The sequence below is a fragment of the Micromonospora sp. NPDC047756 genome (assembly GCF_055587245.1).
Genome location: NZ_JBVJGQ010000001.1, coordinates 305,132 through 323,140, shown reverse-complemented (window position 1 = coordinate 323,140; position 18,009 = coordinate 305,132). Strand labels below are relative to the sequence as shown.

The window sequence follows — 18,009 nt, the reverse complement described above, 5'->3', positions numbered from 1 at the left end:
TTCTTGACACTGGTGGGGGAGGTGCGGAAATGACTTTCGACTTCAGCGATTTCAAGGTGGCGGATCTGTCCTTGGCGGCCTTCGGGCGTAAGGAGATCGAGCTGGCCGAGCACGAGATGCCCGGTCTGATGTCGATCCGGAGGGAGTTCGCCTCGCGGCAGCCGTTGACGGGTGCCCGGATCACCGGCTCGCTGCACATGACGATCCAGACGGCCGTGTTGATCGAGACGTTGGTGGCGCTCGGCGCACGGGTCAGGTGGGCGTCCTGCAACATCTTCTCCACCCAGGACCACGCGGCGGCGGCGATCGTGGTCGGCCCGACCGGCACCCCGGACGCCCCGGCGGGTGTCCCGGTCTACGCCTGGAAGGGCGAATCCCTCGACGAGTACTGGTGGTGCACCCAGCAGGCGCTGCTCTGGCCGGACGGGCAGGGCCCGAACATGATCCTCGACGATGGTGGTGACGCCACGCTGCTGGTGCACAAGGGCGCCGAGTTCGAGGCGATCGGCGCGGTCCCGTCGCCGGAGAGCGCGGACTCCGAGGAGTACGAGGTCATCCTCGGTGTGTTGACGCGGTCGTTGCGTGAGGACAACCGTCGCTGGACGCGGATCGCGGCCGGGATCAGGGGGGTGACCGAGGAGACCACCACGGGCGTGCACCGGCTGTACGAGATGCGGCAGGCGGGGAGCCTGCTCTTCCCGGCGATCAACGTGAACGACTCGGTGACCAAGAGCAAGTTCGACAACAAGTACGGCTGTCGGCACTCGTTGATCGACGGGATCAACCGGGCCACCGACGTGCTGATCGGCGGGAAGGTCGCCGTGGTGTTCGGCTACGGCGACGTCGGCAAGGGCTGCGCGGAGAGTTTGCGTGGTCAGGGTGCGCGGGTCATCGTGACCGAGGTGGATCCGATCTGCGCCCTCCAGGCGGCGATGGACGGCTACCAGGTCGCGACCATCGACGACGTGGTCGAGACCGCGGACATCTTCGTGACCGCGACAGGCTGCTTCAGTGTCATCACCAACGAGCACATGGCGCGGATGAAGCACCAGGCGATCGTGGGGAACATCGGCCACTTCGACAACGAGATCGACATGGCGGGGCTCGCGAAACGCGACGATGTCGAGCGGATCACCGTGAAGCCGCAGGTGGACGAGTGGCGGTTCGCGGACGGCCACTCGATCATCGTGCTGTCCGAGGGCCGCTTGTTGAACCTGGGCAACGCCACCGGGCATCCGAGCTTCGTGATGTCGAACAGCTTCGCCAACCAGACCATCGCGCAGATCGAGCTGTTCACCAGGAGCGACCAGTACCCGATCGGTGTCCACACCCTCCCCAAGCACCTGGACGAGAAGGTGGCCCGACTCCATCTCTCCGCGCTGGGCGTCCGCCTCACCGAACTGACCAAGGAGCAGGCCGGCTACCTCGGCGTTCCGGTCGAAGGGCCCTACAAACCCGACCACTACCGCTACTGAGAGGGCCCGTCCGCATGATCGCCGTGTCCGGCTCGATCGCGACCGACCACCTGATGCGCTTCCCGGGGCGGTTCGCCGAGCAACTCATCGCCGGCAGCCTCGACACCGTCTCGCTCTCGTTCCTCGTCGACGACCTGGTCGTCCGGCGCGGCGGGGTCGCCGCCAACATCGCCTTCGGGCTCGCCCAACTCGGGCACCGGCCGGTGTTGCTCGGCGCGGTCGGCGGTGACTTCGGCGACTACCGCGGCTGGCTGGAGCGGCACGGGGTCGACTGCTCGGAGGTGCAGGTCAGCTCCATCGCACACACCGCCCGGTTCATCTGCACCACCGACTCCGACCTCTGCCAGATCGCCTCGTTCTATCCCGGCGCGATGGGCGAGCCCGATCGGATCAGCCTCGACGGCGTCGCCGCCCGGGCCGGCGGGCTCGGGCTCGTCATCGTCGCCGCGGAGAACCCGGACACGATGCTCGACCGTGCCGCAGCCTGCCGTCGGCTGGGCCTGCCCTTCGCCGCCGACCCGTCACAGCAGTTGGCCCGGATGCCGGCGGCCGACATCGAGGCGATGATCGACGGCGCTCGCTATCTGTTGACGAACGAGTACGAGGCGGCGCTGTTGGAGTCGAAGACCGGGCTGAGCGAGGACGACATCCTGCGCCGCGTGGGCGTGCGGGTCGTGACCCTGGGCGCCAACGGGGTACGCGTCACCGGGCCGGAGGGTGACTTTGTGGTCCCGGCGGCGCGGGTGGGTCGCATCGTCGATCCGACCGGCGTCGGTGACGGGTTCCGGGCCGGTTTCTTTGCCGCGCTCGCCGCCGACCTGCCCATCGAGCGCGCGGCGCAGGTGGGCTGCGTCCTGGCGGCGCACGTGCTGGAGGTGGAGGGCCCGCAGGAATACGCGGTCGATGCCGACGCTTTCGAGCGCCGCATCGCCGACTCCTACGGCCTGGACGCCGCGGTCGACGTCCGGGTGCTGGGGTTGGCTCGGGTCTGACCGGGCCAGCCCGGGGCCCCTCCCGGACGGTGCGGCCGGGGTGGCGTCAGCGCGGCCGATTCACGACGATCTGCGAAGCTTGATCTTGACACAGTGAAGCCGGATGACTACCCTTCGGGCCGCTCTGCATAACGGGGGTGTGTCATCGTGGCGGTGCCGATCGACTTCATGGTGCTCGGGCCGCTTGAGGTTCGCGCGGCCGACCAACGCGTTGAGCTGGGCGGCGAGCGGCAGAGAAGACTGCTGGCCGGTCTGCTCCTCCGCCACGGTCAACTGGTGTCCGCCGCGGACCTGATCGCCATCGCCTGGAGCGGCGACCCGCCCGCGACAGCTCGCAACCAGATCCACAGCGGCATCTGGCGGCTGCGTCGCACACTTGATCGCCACGGTGCGGCACACCTGCTGTCCGGTGAGCGCGCCAACTACCGGCTTCGGGTCGACGCGAGTCAGCTGGACCTCGCCCGCTTCAAGGACGCCGTGTCCGACGGGCGACGCCTGGTAGCGCTCGATGACAAGCGTAAGGCCGCCGTCGTGCTGCGTCAGGCGGTGTCGATGTGGCGAGGTCCCGCGCTCGCGGATCTGAACGGGCTCGTGCTGGAGCGCGAGGCGGCGATGTTGGAGGAGATGCGCCTCGCGGTTCTCGAAGAGTGTCTGGAATGCGAGTTGACCGTCGGCGGCGGGGCCGCCGTGGTCGCCGAGCTGTCTGATCTGGTGGCGAAACATCCGCTGCGTGAGCGGCTCGCGGCCATGCTGATGACCGGCCTCTACCAGTCCGGGCGGCAGGCCGAGGCGATCGAGGCGTACCAGCGCGTCGCTTCCACGCTCGCCGACGAGCTGGGCGTCGACCCGGGCGACGAACTGCGTAAGAGGTACGAGGCGATTCTTCGGCAGGACCGGGCCCTCGACCCGTCGGCGCGTCCCGAGGGCGTCGCCATCGCGTCCGGTGCCGGTCCGACACGGGTTCACCCGGCTCAACTCCCTCTGCCAGGGGCCCTGTTCGTCGGACGTTCTGACAGTCTGGCCGAGTTGGACGCGGCTCTGCCGACCGATCCCACCGACCAGGCGTACCCGGCCGTGCTGTCCATCGTGGGCCACGCCGGTGTCGGCAAGACCTCGCTGGCCGTCCGTTGGGCACATCGGGTCCGCGACCGGTTCCCCGACGGACAGCTCTTTGTGAACCTGGACGGGTTCGGCCCGGACGGGACGGAAACCCTCAAACCGACCGACGTCCTCCGAGACTTCCTGGAAGCGCTGCACGTTCCGCCGGACCGGATACCGCCCGGGCTCAACGCCCAGGCGAGTCTCTACCGCAGCGTCCTGGCCGACCGGCGGGTGCTGGTGGTGTTGGACAACGCCCGCGATGCGGCACAGGTACGCCCGCTGCTCCCGGGCAACCCGTCCTGCCTGGTCGTGGTCACCAGTCGAAACCGGCTCACCGGACTCGTCGTGAACGAAGGGGCTCAACCCGTGCCGCTCGGCATGTTGACCGAGGTGGAGGCGCACGAGTTGCTCACCCGCCGCCTCGGCGTCGCCCGGGTCGTGCGGGACGCGGAAGCCGTCGACCAGATCATCCGCCGGTGCGCAGGACTACCCTTGGCGCTGGCCATCGTCGCGGCGCGTGCGGCCACCGACGCCCAGCTCTCGATCGAGGTCCTCGCCAGTCGCCTCGGGAGCGGCAGCGGCCTGGACGTTCTTGCCGGAGACGATCCGCAGTCCGACCTGCGGACGGTTCTCTCCGGCTCCTACCGCGCTCTCGGCCCGGAACACGCCCGACTGTTTCGTCTGCTCGGCCTGCATCACGGCCTGGCGATGGCCGCCTCGACCTGCGCCAGCCTGGCCGGCCTGCCGCTGGACCAGACCAGTCGCCTGCTGGCCGACCTCGTAGCCGTCCACATGGTCGAGCGACGTTCGACCGACCGGTACGCGCTGCACGATCTCCTCCGCGCATACGCGCGCGAACTCGTCGCCGTCCACGAGACCGAGCACGATCTGCGCGCCGCGCGGCATCGGATGCTCGACCACTACCTGCACACCGCCCATGTCGCCGATCGCCTGATCTATCCGCACCGGCGTGACTCGATCGACCTCGCCGCGCCGCAGCCCGGCGTGACCATGGAGATCCTCACCGACAGCGACGCGGCGTTCACCTGGTTCACGCACGAACGGCGGGCACTCGTCACGGCCGTCGACATGGCGGCCTCGAACGGCTTCGACTCGCACGCATGGCAACTCGGCTGGACCCTGACCACCTTCCTCAACCGGTACGGGTGGTGGCACGAGTGGGCTGCGGTCGAGACCACGGGTCTCGTCGCCGCGCAGCGGCTGAAGGACCGCCGGGCCGAGGCCCTTTGTCATCGGGGCCTCGCCAACGCCCACACCCGGCTGGGGCACTACGAGCGGGCCCGCCAGCACCACGGGTCTGCTCTGAAGCTGTCCGTCGCGATCAGGGACCGGGGTGAGCAGGCGCAGGTCCACAGCAACCTGGCCTGGTTGGCCGAGCGTCAGGGGCGCTACCGTGACGCGCTGGCGCACGCCGAACAGATGCTGCACCTTCATCGGCACGCGGGCCCCGAATCCGGTGAGGCCAGCGCACTCAACGCGGTCGGGTGGTATCACAGTCTGCTGGGGGACCATGCCCGCGCGCTGGACTACTGCGGACGCGCCGTTGCTCTCATGCAACGCCTGGGCGACCTCCACGGCGAGGCGTACGTGTGGGACAGCCTGGCGCACGTTCACCACCAACGAGGCGACCACGCCCAGGCGCTCTCCTGCGGGCGGCGCGCGGTCGACCTGTCCGGGCAGGTCGGTGAGACGACGCTCCAGGCGAGCGCGTTGGCCCGCCTCGGCGACACCTACGAGGCCGTGGGTGACCTGGCCGCCGCGTGGAAGGTGTGGCACCAGGCTTTGGACGTCTACAACGGACGCGACGAGGAGCAGGCGGCGGCCATTCGCGAAAAGTTGAAGGTCAGCATCTACGGCTCCTGACTCTCGGCCAGTGGTGACACCCCGACATCGAGCCACAAACACCGGTATCCGAGCCATCGACGGGCGTTCACATCTTGGCAGCGGTGCCCGCCTCCGCTAACGTCCATGGGAACGCTCCCATGAACTTAGATACATCTATGTGATCTGGAGGCAACACGTCGTGGCTATCCTCTCCTCGCTCCGCCGCAGATCGGCGGCTTTCAGCGTGGCGGCCGTCGCGGGCGCCACCGCCGTCGGCGTCTGCCTCGCCGTCAGCAGCGCCTCCGCCGGCACGCTGTCCGGGGCGCTCTACCGTGACCCGAGTTCGGCCGTCGTCCGCTGGGTCGCCGCCAACCCGGGCGACTCGCGTACGGCCGTCATCCGGGACAAGATCGCGAGTCAGCCGCAGGCGCGCTGGTTCGCCAACTTCAACCCCTCGACCGTGCAGTCCGAGGTCTCCGGGTTCATCGGCGCCGCCAACGCGGCGCAGCAGATCCCGGTTCTGGCCGTCTACGAGATCACCAACCGGGACTGCGGCGGTGCCAGCGCCGGTGGCGCGCCGGACCTCAACCAGTACCAGACGTGGGTGTCGAACTTCGCCAGGGGACTGGGCAACCAGACCGTCATCATCATCCTGGAGACCGACTCGCTCGCTCTGCTGACCTGCCTGAGCAGCGCCGAGATCAACGCGCGCAACGCGGCGATCTCGACGGCCACCCGGACCATCAAGTCGGGCAACCCCAACGCCAAGGTGTACCTCGACGGCGGCCACTCCACCTGGAACAGCGCAAACGAGACGGCCAACCGGCTCCGGGCGGCCGGCGTGCAGTACGCCGACGGCTTCTTCACCAACGTCTCGAACTACAACTCCACCTCCAACGAGGCGAACTTCGGTCGGGCGGTCATCTCCGCTCTGAACGGCATGGGAATCTCGGGCAAGCGCCAGGTCATCGACACCAGCCGCAACGGGGGTGCCAGTGGGGACTGGTGCGGCGACGACAACACCGACCGGCGCATCGGGCAGTACCCGACGACCAACACCAATGACGGCAACATCGACGCGTACCTGTGGGTGAAGCCGCCGGGAGAGGCGGACGGCTGCCGTTTCACGGCCGGCTCGTTCCAGCCCGAACTGGCCTTCAGCCTGGCCAACGGCGCGCCGAACCCGCCCACCACCACCCCGCCGACGACCCCGCCCACTACTCCGCCGACCACCCCGCCCACTACTCCGCCGACGACCCCGCCGGCCGGTGACGGCTGCTACGCGTCGATCGCGGTCAACCAGTGGGCTGGCGGTTTCACCGCGAGCGTGACGGTCACCGCCGGCCAGTCGGACATCAACGGCTGGACGGTAACCGTCGCGCTGCCCAACGGCGCTGTCACCAGCGCCTGGAACGCGCAGGTCAGTGGCGTCAGCGGATCCGTCGGGTTCACCAACGTGAGCTACAACGGACGTGTCCTCGGCCGGCAGTCGACCAACTTCGGCTTCCAGGGCACCGGCACCGGCCCGGGTGTGTCGGCCGCCTGTGTGACCAACTGATCTGAATCGGTGCGGCGGCCCGGCGTGGAGGATCCCCTCCGCGCCGGGCCGTTTCTCGCCATCTGAGGTGGCGTTCGTGCCGTGGCTGAGGGGACGCCGCGCCAGCTATGTCCGCACGCTGGTGGCCGGTGGCTTCTCGGCACCCCGACCACGGGTCGGCCGCAGCGACCAACTGCTGTGGCTCCTCAGTCTCTCGCGGGAGATCTCGTGGCCGGCGAGCAACGCGATCGCCACGGCTGTCAGCAGGCCACCGAACAACGGGATGACGCGCACCCCGGCTGTCGCCAGCAGGCCCGCGCCGATCAACGAGCCGGCCGCGAGGCCGAAGTTGAACGCGACGCTGAGGCTGGCCGACGCCATGTCGGTGGTCGACGGGGCCACCTGCATGACGCGGTGCTGGATTCCCGCGATCAGCGAGCTGAACGACATTCCCGCCACGGCCAGCAACGGGATCGTCAGCACCTTGCTCGCGCCAACCAGAGAGAGGCCGAGCATCGCGGCGGTGAGGAGCCCGAGCAGGACCAGCACGACGCCGAGCGGAAACCGGTCCAGGACACGGCCGACCGTCCAGGTCCCGGCGACGCCGAACGAGCCCTGGACGAAGAGCAACAGACCGAGAGATGCTGCGGCGAAGCCGCTGACGTCGAGGAGGAAGACCGTCATGTAGGTGAACGCGCCCATGGCGCCGGTCACCGCGAGGACGGTGGCGAGAAGGAGCACGACGAAGCGTGCCCGGTCCGGCATCGGCCCGATGTCTCCGGCCCTCTGGTGCGGTGCGACGCTCGGCAGGAGCAGGGCGACCGCGACGCAGGTGACGACGCCGAAGATGGCCATCGCGACGAAGGCGGCCCGCCACCCGGCCTGCCCGCCCAGCCAGGTGCCCAGCGGTACGCCGAGGACCGGGCCGAGGGCGTTACCGATCGACAACCGAGCCACGATGCGGCCGCGGATGTTCGCGGGGAACATCGAGATCGCTACCGGGAACACCACAGCCCAGAAGACACCGTTCGTGATGGCGGACACCAGTCGCGCGGCCAGCAACACCTCGTAGGAGGTTGCGAAGGCCGACACCGCCGTCGCCGCGGCGAACACACCGAGGGCGCCGGCGAGCAGCGGACGCCGGGGCACACGCCGAGTGACCCGGGTCAGCGGGAGTGCCACGATCATGACCACCACGGCGTACCCGGTCACCAGCAGGCCCGCCTCGGACCTGGAGCGTCCCAGGTCTGGGGCGATCAGCGTGAGCAACCCGATCGGAAGCACCTCGGTGGTGACGTAACAGAACGTGGCGGCGGACAACGCGGCGAGGGCACAGACCGCGCGTCGGTGGGGTGCCATCGGCTACCTCCCAGATCGCGAACGTCAATGAATGATCCCGGCTAACTGGATTTTGACGGTAGCATAGATGAGCGAGCATCCCTCGATGCTTCGCCTCCCGGCGCTCTGGTCGCGCTGATCTATGGTGTCAAGCGTGAAGCGCCACCTCTCGATCCGGACAGGCATGAACCGCCGTTAACGCTTTAGGTGGTAGCCTTGCTGGCATGCCACTCGACGTGTGCCAGCTACCGATGGTCGGGGGGCACCCCGCGCTGGATCTGGTCAACACCCTGGAGCGCGGGGGCACGTCGCCACACGACTTCCTGTCCGACAGCGCGGCCCTGCTGCGTTGGTCACTCCAGGTTGGCCTGATCAGCGACGCGGAGGCCGACCAGGTTGACCGCGCCTGGCGCGACGAGCCGGCGGCGGGCCACGCGGGCCTGGCCGCCGTGCGCGACATCCGCGAAGGGCTGCATCTCGTGCTGCTGGCGGCGATCACCGACGCGGACGGTGAAACGGCGGGTGACCCCATCGCGGCCGGGGCGGCGCTGGTCGCTCTTCATCAGCGCTGGTCCGGCGCGGCCGCTCGAGCGAGATTCGTGCTCGACTCGTCGCAGGTGCGGCTGGTCTACGGAACGGTACCGGCCATGTTGGTGCCGGACCGGTTCGCCGAGGCCGCCCTGGGCCTCATGGTGGCGGCGGACCTGACCCGGGTGCGCCGCTGCCCGGTGCTCGAAGGCGGCTGCGGCTGGCTGTTCCTCGATCAGACCCGCAACGGGTCCCGCCGCTGGTGTCGCATGGCCGACTGCGGCAACGCGGTGAAGGCGCGACGGCTCACCGAGCGTCGCCGAGCCGCCCGGCCCGCCAACTCGTAGCCAGCCGCCGGTGGTCTTCGACCACCACCACGCGCGGCGGCGGGGTGGTTGGACCGACGACCGGCCCAACCACCCCGCCCACGAGACCGTCACCGGACGGTGCCGCTGTCAGCTGATCGTGTGATCACCTGGTCAGCCGGGCTCTCGCGACAGCGTCACTTGCCACCGAGAAGACGGAGATGGGTGGCGTTGAACGTCTGGTTGTACGGCCGCACGCAGGCGTCGTGTCGGGCGTACGCCGTGTCCGTCAGCTTCTGCCCGGCCTCGTCGCTGAGCACCTCGGCGCGCGTGCCCACGTACTCGTGAATGCCATCGACCGACGTGACGGCGTATCCCTGGGTCGTCATGCAGGCGACGTACGTCCTCTCGGCAGACCGAACCGTGGGGTCGGACTTCGCTTGGGCGAGGATTGCCTCCGCGCGTCGGAGGCCGGCCTCCACGTCGACCCGGGCGGCGGCTTGCAGCGTGCTGTCCATGCAACCGGCGGTGTCGTCCGTGCCCCAGAGAGCGTCCCCCCAGGCCTGCTGCTGCCGTGGCTCCAGCCCGGCCACCAACAGCTCGTTCGGACTGGGCGACGTGCCGCGCACGGCGGCTGCCTGCTTCACTGCAGCCTTGATGTCGCGGCCGTCGGCCTCCGCTGCGGCGCGTGCCTCCTCGATCAGGAGGTCACCGGGAACGGTCACCTCGTATCCGAAGCCCCGCTCCTTCATGCAGTCCGCCACCAGTTGCTCGTGGCGGAGTACCTGATCGCGGATCGAACTGGGCTGTTCGCTGTGGGCCGCTGGTTGAAGGATGACGGAGGCGCCAATTGTGGCCGCGATGAGTGCGACTACCGACAGCAGTGCACGGTTTCGACGATTCGAGTTGTCCATGTCAGAGGTCCGATCTCTCAGCTGACTACTTGGAGGAAGCCGTTGGACTTGTCGTATGCGGCGTTGAACCGGTTGTGCAAATGACTGCGGTCGGTCTGGTTGATCTTGATGCACCCGTTCGACGAGTAGTTGGAGTTCGTCCATCCGGACGTTCCTTGTGAGTGGATGAACAGCTCCGTGCGGGTCGTGGAACCCGAGCACTTCTTCGATCCGAGGTTCCAGACCCAGCCGCGGACGACCTCGTTGCCCCAGGTCTTGTTGATGTGCTCGAAGCGGGTGCTGTCCCTTTCGTCTGCCCAGTAGTAGCCGTTGGGCAGCCACCCCTGGTTGGCCAGGCATTCGTTGGTGCTCCCGTTACCGCTGCCGGCGCGCTGGCTGATGCGATAACGCACACCACCCACGCTGACATACGCCGTGAGCGTGCTGTTCAACGCGCTTGATGGATTCTTGTCGAAGTCGAACCACGGAGCGGAATTGCCAGTGCCCTGAACCGTCTCGGTGTAGGCCAGCGCGGGCGCCGACCCTCCGGTGGCGATCAGGGTAACGGCCACTCCGATGACCAGTAGTGCGTCCAACATTCTTTCGGACAGACTTCTACGATGCGACAAGATGCTTTCCTTTCAACGCCTGAGGTGCATCTGTGCCGTGGAAATGCAGCGCACGACCCCCAATTGCGGGGCGCCCCCGTTCCGCGACTTGGTTGGCCGACGCTATCCCGATCGCGGACAGGGCGGGACCCGCAGTGATCATTACCTGTCAAAAGCCTGAAATTTGGAAAAACCTGCCGTCGATGGGACTCGCGATCTTGTATTAGGTGTTGATCTTCGAGGTCTGGTGACGGCCTGTTCAGGGCATCCATTGCGGGCTGCGCGGAGGGTTGCGCCCCATTTCTACTGGTAAATGTCCTTGTTGCTGTCCGTGAGGCGGGGGGCGTCGACCCCTTGCCCGGATACGACGCGGGCAGCATCGCCATGCAGGTCGGCAATCCGATGGAGTTGGCTCTCCTCGGCGTCCTGGCCTCATCGTCACCGTCGTGGTTCTTCGTTGCCCGGCGAACCGGCGCGTAGGTGGCCGGCTGGCGAGAAGCTCGGCAGGCAGGGTGAAGGCCAGGCGCTGCGACCCACTCACCGTCCATGACGTAGAACGTCGGCCGTCAGGCCCTTCTGCTGGGGCAGGTACGGATCGTCACCTTTCAATCGGACATTTGTTGCATTGGGTTGCTCTGACCCTGCTTGGAACGGGCATCCGGAGTGGACTCGCCTGTGGTAGAAATTGTCAACGCGAGATTGTGGCCGCTTTTCCGGCCATCGTGCCCGCGCAGCCGTGAAACGGGGGAGGTTTCAACGGAACGTCACTGAGAAGAACGCTGCCACGCCTGCTGTCGTATCAGCAGGTGATGATTCATGCTGCGATCAGTCGGTCGCAGGAACTCGGGCCACCTCGCAGAGGTGGCAACCGATGAGCGATTCCTCATGCTGGCACACAATGCTTGGTGAAAGGACTCCACTGTGCGCATTTCCATGGTCCGGACGGGGCTGACCGCTCTGTTGACGACTGCCGCACTCCTCGCGTCGCCCATCGCCGCCTCGGCGGCACCCGGCGCAGAGGCCTCACCGACGCCCGCCGACAAGGTGAACGTGGGCGCCTACGACTGGAACAACGCCAAGGTCGCACCCACCAAGGCCCAGCTGCAGCAGGGCATCGACGACGTTGTCTCGCGGACGGCTGGCGCGCGCCAAATCGATCAGACCACCGTCGAATTGGCCCCCGGTCTGATCATGCGATTCCGCAGCCCGGTCAAGGATGGCGCCAAGCAGGCTGACTCGCCGATCGTTCCTCTGGCCGCCTGTAACATCTACTACGTCTGCGTCTACACCGACCGGCAGTACGGCGGTGAGGAACTGGTTTTCACCGTCTGCGGTCGCGAATGGAACCTGGGTAACTACGCCTACTCTGGCGGCGGCTACTGGAACGACAGGATCTCGTCGATCACGAACCAGCAGTCCTCCGGCACTACCTCGTACTTCTACAACTACAACGGTTCGGGCAACTGGAGCAAGATGGTGACCGTTGGATCGAAGCAGTATCGGTCGAACCTTGCCTTGGACACGAGGGAGGACGGCGTCTCCGGAAACCCGAATGACAAGATCGACGGAATTCACGTCTGCGGCTCGGTCCCCTCGCCTTGGAAGCCGAACTACCCGTGATCATCCCCCGATAGGGCATCGCTGACAGCGAAGTTCCGCTGGCCTTCCCGGTGAACATGCCGGGAAGGCCAGCGGTATCTCAGTTGCCAGTCGGAGCGACAAGCATTTTCACGGAACCGCAGGTTTCAGGCGCATTCTTGAACTGTTGACCGTCGAGAACGTAGACGAGCTTGCCCCACGTCGGAGCCGGGGACTCAACGCCACCCGGTGAAGGGCTCGGGTCGACGCGCTGGACGCAGGCGTACAGGTGGGCGGGTGCCTCGTCGCTGAAAATCCGTTCCCAGGATCGGCGGCAGGCGTCGACCGGACTTTCGCCATCCCGAGCTACGGTCTCACCCATCCGACGCATGCCCGCCGTGCCGCAGACGAACGCGTCACCATTGGCCGGCTGTGCTTCCGGCGGTGCGACGGGCGCGTGGAAGCCACCAACCGCTGCCGTCGCGCCACCTGCGAAGATCGCTCCAACGGCGACCATCGCCGCGATGATCGAGGTCCGCTTCCGCGAGCGCTTCTCCGGCTGCCGAGGCACTTCCAGGATTCGGGCGAGCATTGTCTCTCCCTGTGGGCTCGTCGTGAAGTCGACCCGGGCAACCGGTCGCGCACGAGTGATCAGCTCTTCGGTCTCACTACCCTGCCGCTTCACTGCAATCCCCTCATGTACGCCGTCAGGCTCGAGTCCGGCATCAAGTGCGTATCTATTGGGCGGGCCTCATAGAGTTTCTTGAACCGGCGACGCGCCCGATGCAGCCGCACCGCGAAGGTTGCCGCGCTGCACCCCAGCACCTTCGCCGACTCCCCGCCGCTGAGGTCGTACCAGTACCGCAGGAGCAACGCCTCGCGGTCGGCTTCCGGCAGCTTCGCCAGGGCCGCCACGACCTCGGTCCGCCCCTCCCACAGGGGGCCACCGCCAGGACCGGGGTCGTGCTCGACAGTCGAATTCAGGCGATTCTGCAGTGCCGACTGGTCTGCGCGGTGCCTGTGCTGCTGCAGTAGAAGGCGCCGCGCGACGCCGAACAGCCACGGGCGTTCATCGCCCACTCGGATGGTTTCTAGCCGCCGCCAGGCCACGACGAAGACCTCAGCCACGAGATCTTGGGCATCGTCCCCGCTCAGTCGATCACTGGCGTAGGCGTGGATGGCATTGCCGTGTCGTCGAAACAGGTCGGTAAGGCGTTGGTGGTCCGCGGCGGTCGTGTCGGCGTCCGGCACCATTCCTCCAGGTGGTGGTCTCACACCAGTACTTGTCGTCGAGCGCAGAGTTTCTTACCGCAGACTTGAAAAATCTCGCGCGCCGCCGACCCGTTCGGGCGTCGCGCTCGGTTGGACAGGCGCCTGTGCGCAGCCCGTCGCTTCGTACGCCTGGCTGGCTGGCCAACGTACCGTCCTGGCCGGTCACAAACCCGGGGTCGTGTGCTCGAGCCGTGGCCATGAGCTGGGCGGACGGGGGGCCGGGTGTCGGGGTGAACACCGGCCACTCCCTGCCACCCCTGCTGGACGTCCGGGTCGCTAGACTAGGCCCTCGCGCCCCCGTAGCTCAGGGGATAGAGCATCGGTTACCTAACCCGACGGTCCGCCGGTGTCCGCAGGTCGACGACCTGCGGCTTTCTATTGTCTGCCGCTGCGTGCCGGTCGCTTCGTGGGCTCGCTGCGATCGCTTGCCGAAGATCAGCTGAAACGCTGTGGGTCCTGCGGGTGCAGGCTTAATTAACGCTGCCGCGAGTCGGGAGCCGAGTCATCCGTCCTTGTCGTCGAGCAGGTCGCGGCGCCACTCCGCGAATCGGCTTCGGAGGTCGTCGAGCGCTGGGCCGGTGACGCCGTACTGGGCGAAGTCATCGGGATCGAGCTGGGTGACTTGTCCGAGAGCGTCGGCGAAAATGCGCGGTTCGAATCCACGGTCGGCGCGCTGGGCGAGGGCGAGGAGGGTGTCGGGGGTGTAGCGGCCGGATCGGAGGGTGGCGTCGATGTCGATGAAGTCCCGGGCGAACGCTCGCCCGTAAAGGGCGCTCATCTTGTTCGCAACCGCGTCGTCGGGGTGGAGTACCGGTCCGATCGCCATGAGGATCGGTTCGTTGGCTCGCCAGTCCACGCCGAGTTCGACCTTGGAGATCCGCATGCCGTCGGTGACGGCCAGTCGGGCGAAGGTGTCGTACTGGCGCTCGGTCTCGACGGTGAGGCCGTCGTCTCGGTAGGCGTGCACGACGGCGGTGACCGCGGCGGTGAATTCGTCGCGGCGGTCCCAGGCGGTGAACAGGTCGACGTCCTCGCTGGGTCGCTCCAGGAGTCCGGCGGCCTGGACCGCGTAACCGCCGGCCAGCGCGAAGCCGTATCGATGGGCCGCGCCGAGCCCGGTCCGGGCGAGGCGTTCGTGGAAGGGGTCCACCGCTATGCCGCGTTGCTGCGGGTAGCGGCGAGTTCGGGGAAGGCGTCTTCCCAACGCTGGCGAAGCTGGGGCGGCAGCCAGAGAGTGGGCCAGAGCCGCCGGAGGAGGTCGGCGTCGAGCCAGGTGTTCAGATCCTCGACCGTACTGGCTTCGGTGAGCACCGCCTTGTACATGCTGGCCAGGCGCGCGGGCCGGTTCAGGTCGTACTCGGCGTGCCCGGACCAGTCGAGGTGACGCGGAAGCGTCACCATGCCCTTGGTGGGGCCGTGGAGCGCGGCGAGGCTTTCGGCGATCACATAAGGCTTCCGGTCACCATATGGCCGGTAGTCCGCTGGCGGCTGGGGTGATGTCCTGCGCCGGCTGATGTTGGTCGCCCGCCGGACTTCCGGTCGGAGTGCCTGACGGATCGTCTCCCGGCTGTACCCGGTAACCCGCTGCAGATCCACCGGCCGCCAACCGGCCGCGTGGAACGCCCGCAGTTGCTCATCCCGCTCGGTCAACGCCTGCGCCCGCGTCGCCTCGTACCGGGAGACAACCCCGTGCAGCTCGTCCTCGGAGAACCGGCCCATGGCCGTTAGCCTACCAGGCTAGGCCCAGCACGCTTGGCTTACGTCGTAGCTCTGTAGCCGCAGACCAGTCATAATGATCGCGATGGGATGCGCTCATGTCCTGGTGAAGCCGAGTGCCCGGTATCCGGGCATGCGGCGCGGGAGTGAGGCGGCGAGGATTGGTGTGGCCGGGTCGTGGTAGTCGTGGATCTCGGCGAGGTCCTTGCCGGGCGCGGCGCGGATAACGCGGCCGGCGCATTGGACGAGTAGGCCGTCGTAGGAGATCGGGCCGGCGAGGAAGAGGGTGTCGAGGGCGGGGGCGTCGAAGCCTTCACCAATGAACGGTGTGGTGCCGATGACAAGGAGGCCGTCGCCGGCCTTGGCGCCGTCGAGCCGGTCAACGATGGCCCGCCGTTCGCGGGTGCTCATCGCGCCTTGGAGCACAAGCGCCTGATGTCCGCGTGCGGCGAGCAGCGCGGTGAGTGCCTCCACCTGGACGACCCGGCGGGTCAGCACGAGACAGTTGCGACCGCGGGTCAGGGCCGCGGCGACATCGTCGGCGATCTGGGTGTTGCGGGGCTCGTCGAGGGCCAGCCTTCGGTGCACCTCGGCGAGTGCGCCGGGCGCATCCAGGTCGACGTCGCCGGGTTGAAAAGTGGTCTCGTGGATGAACAGCGCTCGACGGGGTCCGACGTCGGCGTGCATCGCGGCTGCGAGGGTGCCTTGTTCCTCGTGGCTCAGGGTGTGGCGGACGGGTCCGAGTTGCCAGGTGACGAGTTGGCCGAGGCCGTCGCGTCGGGTGGGTGTGGCGGTGAGTCCGAGCCAGAACTGCGCGGCGATCCGTTTGACCGAGTGCTCGTAGGCTGCGGCGCCGAGGTGGTGGCATTCGTCGACGATGACGTGTCCGTACTCCTGGGTCAGGGTGGCGACGTCGTCGCGCCGGGCGAGGGAGGGCAGCAGCGCGATGTCCACGGCGCCGGTGAGCTTGCGTCGGCCGCCGCCGAGTTGACCGGGCTTGATGTCGAGGAACTGTTTGATGCGGGTGCGCCACTGGTCGGCGAGGGCTTTGCGGTCGACGAGGACGAGGGTGGAGGTGTTGCGTTCGGCGATCACGGCGCAGGCCATGACGGTCTTGCCGGAGCCCGGTGGGGCGACCAGGATCCCGTCGTCGTGGGCGAGAAGCGCGCCGACCGCGTCGGCCTGCTTGCCGGTGAGTTCGGCGGTGAACGCGGTGTCGATCTCGGTCCCGGGGTTTCGTGCGTCCGTGACTGCCAGCCGGGATCCGGCGCGCTCGACGATGGCGGCGATGGAGTGCCGCAGGCCCCGCGGGAGGACCAGGCGGTCATCGAGGGTCAGGTCGTAGCCCTGGATGAAGCGCGGGGTGTCCCAGGTGGACTTGCGGAGTCGCTGCAACTCATAAAATTTCGGGTTGGCCATGGCGGCGGCGTGCTTGAACGTCGCCAGCGCGGCGGGCGTGAGCTGCCTGGCATCGATGCTCAGCCCGGCACCGGCCTCCGCGTGGACCACCGCAGGGAGCGGAGGATGGACCCGAGTCGCGGCGGACCGGCTCATGGTGGCGACATCGGCACCGTTGACGGCTTGCTTGGCCTGCTGGGCGACATGTTCGGCGTCGCCGGGGCTGAGGCGGTCCAGCGTCGACAGGAATGCCCACTGGTCGGCGTGCGGCTCGAGGTTGCCGAGGTCGAGGAAGGTGGTCAGTCCGTCCTTGCGACGGCGACCCTGTAGCGGTGCGGCGATGAGGTTGCCGAAGCCACCCTCGGGCAGCACGTCCTGGTTGGGGAACAGCCGGTCGTACGAGCGGAGGTCCATCGACCCGCGCAGCACCATCGCCTCACGCAGAAGGACGGTGCCGACGGCCCGCGCGGTGGCCGCGGGGATAGCGCCGGCGAAGAAGACCCACACGTGGGCGCCACGGCCTGACTGGGAGATCTCCATCGCGGCAGGCACCGCGCCGGCTCGTGCCGCTTTGGCGTAGGCGAGGGCGTCGAGCATCGCCGTCGGCCCGTCGAAGTCGGCCACGACGAAGTGGCAGGTGTTGCCGGGCATCAGCGGGTACAGGCCCATGAACACGTCGCCGACCAGATGCGCCGCCATGACCTCCGTCGTGCGGGGCAGGTAGGCGGCACCCCGCCGGTCCATACCCTTACGCCAACCGCCGGCGACCGCGGGCATCCACCCGGCAGCGCCGGTACGGGCGTTGTCCCACCGCACGGCGTACACGTCGGTCCGGGCCCGGAACCGGTCGGCGAACAACGCCAGCTTGTCCCGAGTCGGCGAAGCCATGGTGACCAGCCCCGGCGGCTCAACCGGCGCGGACAACTGCTCCGGCGCCGCAGTCGTATCCTGACCGCGCAGCTCCAGCAGGCGTCCCAGTCGGGCGTTCTCCGCCCGTAACCGCTCCACCTCCCGCCGAAGTTCGACGAACTCGGCCACCGAACCCATGCCGACCATCCTCGCGCATCGGGCCCCGAACACCCCGGCGCCGGTCCGCTATCCTCCGCCGATGGCATCGAAGGGCAACGCCGCGCTGGAGGCGATGATCGGGGAAGCCACCGTCGACACGGACGGTCACGAGGACGAGCGCACCGGCCTGTTCGCCATGCTCGAGGAGCATCTGGCGGTGCCGTTCACCACCACCGTCCTCGGCGTCGAGGTCACCGTAGGCGAGATCGAGCTGGCAGCGGACAGCATCGTCGCGGTCTGCGCCCGAGGCCGCCACCGGCAACGGGTCGGCCTTCTCGACCTGCCGCTACCCACCCCGGCGCCGGAAGGTGCCGCGTGGATCGACGCCTACCGCCACTGGGCCGGACGGTAGGCG

General features: G+C 68.0%; 15 protein-coding genes. 7 read left to right on the top strand and 8 right to left on the bottom strand.

All coding sequences use genetic code 11. The features are described 5' to 3' along the window. Positions 1-29: 29 nt before the first annotated feature. From ahcY to ACZ6NZ_RS01495, 4 genes are all read left to right on the top strand, one after another. Positions 30-1,475 (top strand): adenosylhomocysteinase, encoded by a 1,446-nt coding sequence (gene ahcY / locus ACZ6NZ_RS01510; protein ID WP_465854826.1) that lies wholly within the window; start codon positions 30-32, stop codon positions 1,473-1,475. Between the two features lie 14 nt (positions 1,476-1,489). Further along, entirely contained in the window at positions 1,490-2,467 is a 978-nt protein-coding gene (locus tag ACZ6NZ_RS01505) for a carbohydrate kinase family protein (protein ID WP_465854824.1), read from the top strand. A gap of 147 nt (positions 2,468-2,614) precedes the next feature. Continuing rightward, entirely contained in the window at positions 2,615-5,452 is a 2,838-nt protein-coding gene (locus ACZ6NZ_RS01500; RefSeq protein ID WP_465854822.1) for an AfsR/SARP family transcriptional regulator, read from the top strand. Between the two features lie 160 nt (positions 5,453-5,612). Then, on the top strand, positions 5,613-6,971 hold the full coding sequence (locus ACZ6NZ_RS01495; RefSeq protein WP_465854820.1) for a glycoside hydrolase family 6 protein: 1,359 nt from the start codon (positions 5,613-5,615) through the stop codon (positions 6,969-6,971). A 105-nt stretch (positions 6,972-7,076) separates the two neighbouring features. On the opposite strand, the gene ACZ6NZ_RS01490 is transcribed toward ACZ6NZ_RS01495, so the two are convergent. Next, the gene (locus ACZ6NZ_RS01490; RefSeq protein WP_465854818.1) at positions 7,077-8,309 is read right to left on the bottom strand and encodes an MFS transporter; all 1,233 of its coding nucleotides are present in this window, start codon (positions 8,307-8,309) and stop codon (positions 7,077-7,079) included. Positions 8,310-8,512: 203 nt separating this feature from the next. Here ACZ6NZ_RS01490 and ACZ6NZ_RS01485 point away from each other — a divergent pair, with 203 nt between their 5' ends. Beyond that, a complete protein-coding gene (locus ACZ6NZ_RS01485) occupies positions 8,513-9,163 on the top strand; it encodes a CGNR zinc finger domain-containing protein (protein ID WP_465854816.1) in 651 nt (216 codons plus the stop codon). A gap of 155 nt (positions 9,164-9,318) precedes the next feature. Here the strand turns inward: ACZ6NZ_RS01485 and ACZ6NZ_RS01480 are convergent, their stop codons facing one another. Together ACZ6NZ_RS01480 and ACZ6NZ_RS01475 are read right to left on the bottom strand one after the other, a co-directional pair. After that, entirely contained in the window at positions 9,319-9,885 is a 567-nt protein-coding gene (locus tag ACZ6NZ_RS01480) for a hypothetical protein (protein WP_465854814.1), read from the bottom strand. Positions 9,886-10,052: 167 nt separating this feature from the next. Continuing rightward, positions 10,053-10,586: a hypothetical protein gene (locus ACZ6NZ_RS01475; protein ID WP_465854812.1), complete on the bottom strand. Its 534-nt coding sequence runs from the start codon at positions 10,584-10,586 to the stop codon at positions 10,053-10,055. Positions 10,587-11,543: 957 nt separating this feature from the next. Here ACZ6NZ_RS01475 and ACZ6NZ_RS01470 point away from each other — a divergent pair. Continuing rightward, entirely contained in the window at positions 11,544-12,242 is a 699-nt protein-coding gene (locus tag ACZ6NZ_RS01470) for a hypothetical protein (protein ID WP_465854810.1), read from the top strand. A 79-nt stretch (positions 12,243-12,321) separates the two neighbouring features. Here the strand turns inward: ACZ6NZ_RS01470 and ACZ6NZ_RS01465 are convergent, their stop codons facing one another. From ACZ6NZ_RS01465 to ACZ6NZ_RS01445, 5 genes are all read right to left on the bottom strand, one after another. After that, on the bottom strand, positions 12,322-12,792 hold the full coding sequence (locus tag ACZ6NZ_RS01465; protein WP_465854808.1) for a hypothetical protein: 471 nt from the start codon (positions 12,790-12,792) through the stop codon (positions 12,322-12,324). A gap of 89 nt (positions 12,793-12,881) precedes the next feature. Then, positions 12,882-13,451, bottom strand: coding sequence for an RNA polymerase sigma factor (locus tag ACZ6NZ_RS01460; protein ID WP_465854807.1), 570 nt, complete (start codon positions 13,449-13,451; stop codon positions 12,882-12,884). Positions 13,452-13,974: 523 nt separating this feature from the next. Next, a complete protein-coding gene (locus ACZ6NZ_RS01455; RefSeq protein ID WP_465854805.1) occupies positions 13,975-14,622 on the bottom strand; it encodes a nucleotidyl transferase AbiEii/AbiGii toxin family protein in 648 nt (215 codons plus the stop codon). Between the two features lie 2 nt (positions 14,623-14,624). Beyond that, entirely contained in the window at positions 14,625-15,191 is a 567-nt protein-coding gene (locus tag ACZ6NZ_RS01450) for a hypothetical protein (protein WP_465854803.1), read from the bottom strand. Positions 15,192-15,284: 93 nt separating this feature from the next. Then, on the bottom strand, positions 15,285-17,633 hold the full coding sequence (locus ACZ6NZ_RS01445) for a TOTE conflict system archaeo-eukaryotic primase domain-containing protein (protein WP_465854801.1): 2,349 nt from the start codon (positions 17,631-17,633) through the stop codon (positions 15,285-15,287). Between the two features lie 61 nt (positions 17,634-17,694). On the opposite strand from ACZ6NZ_RS01445, the gene ACZ6NZ_RS01440 reads away from it, so the two are divergent. Beyond that, positions 17,695-18,006, top strand: coding sequence for a hypothetical protein (locus tag ACZ6NZ_RS01440; protein ID WP_465854799.1), 312 nt, complete (start codon positions 17,695-17,697; stop codon positions 18,004-18,006). Positions 18,007-18,009: the final 3 nt, after the last annotated feature.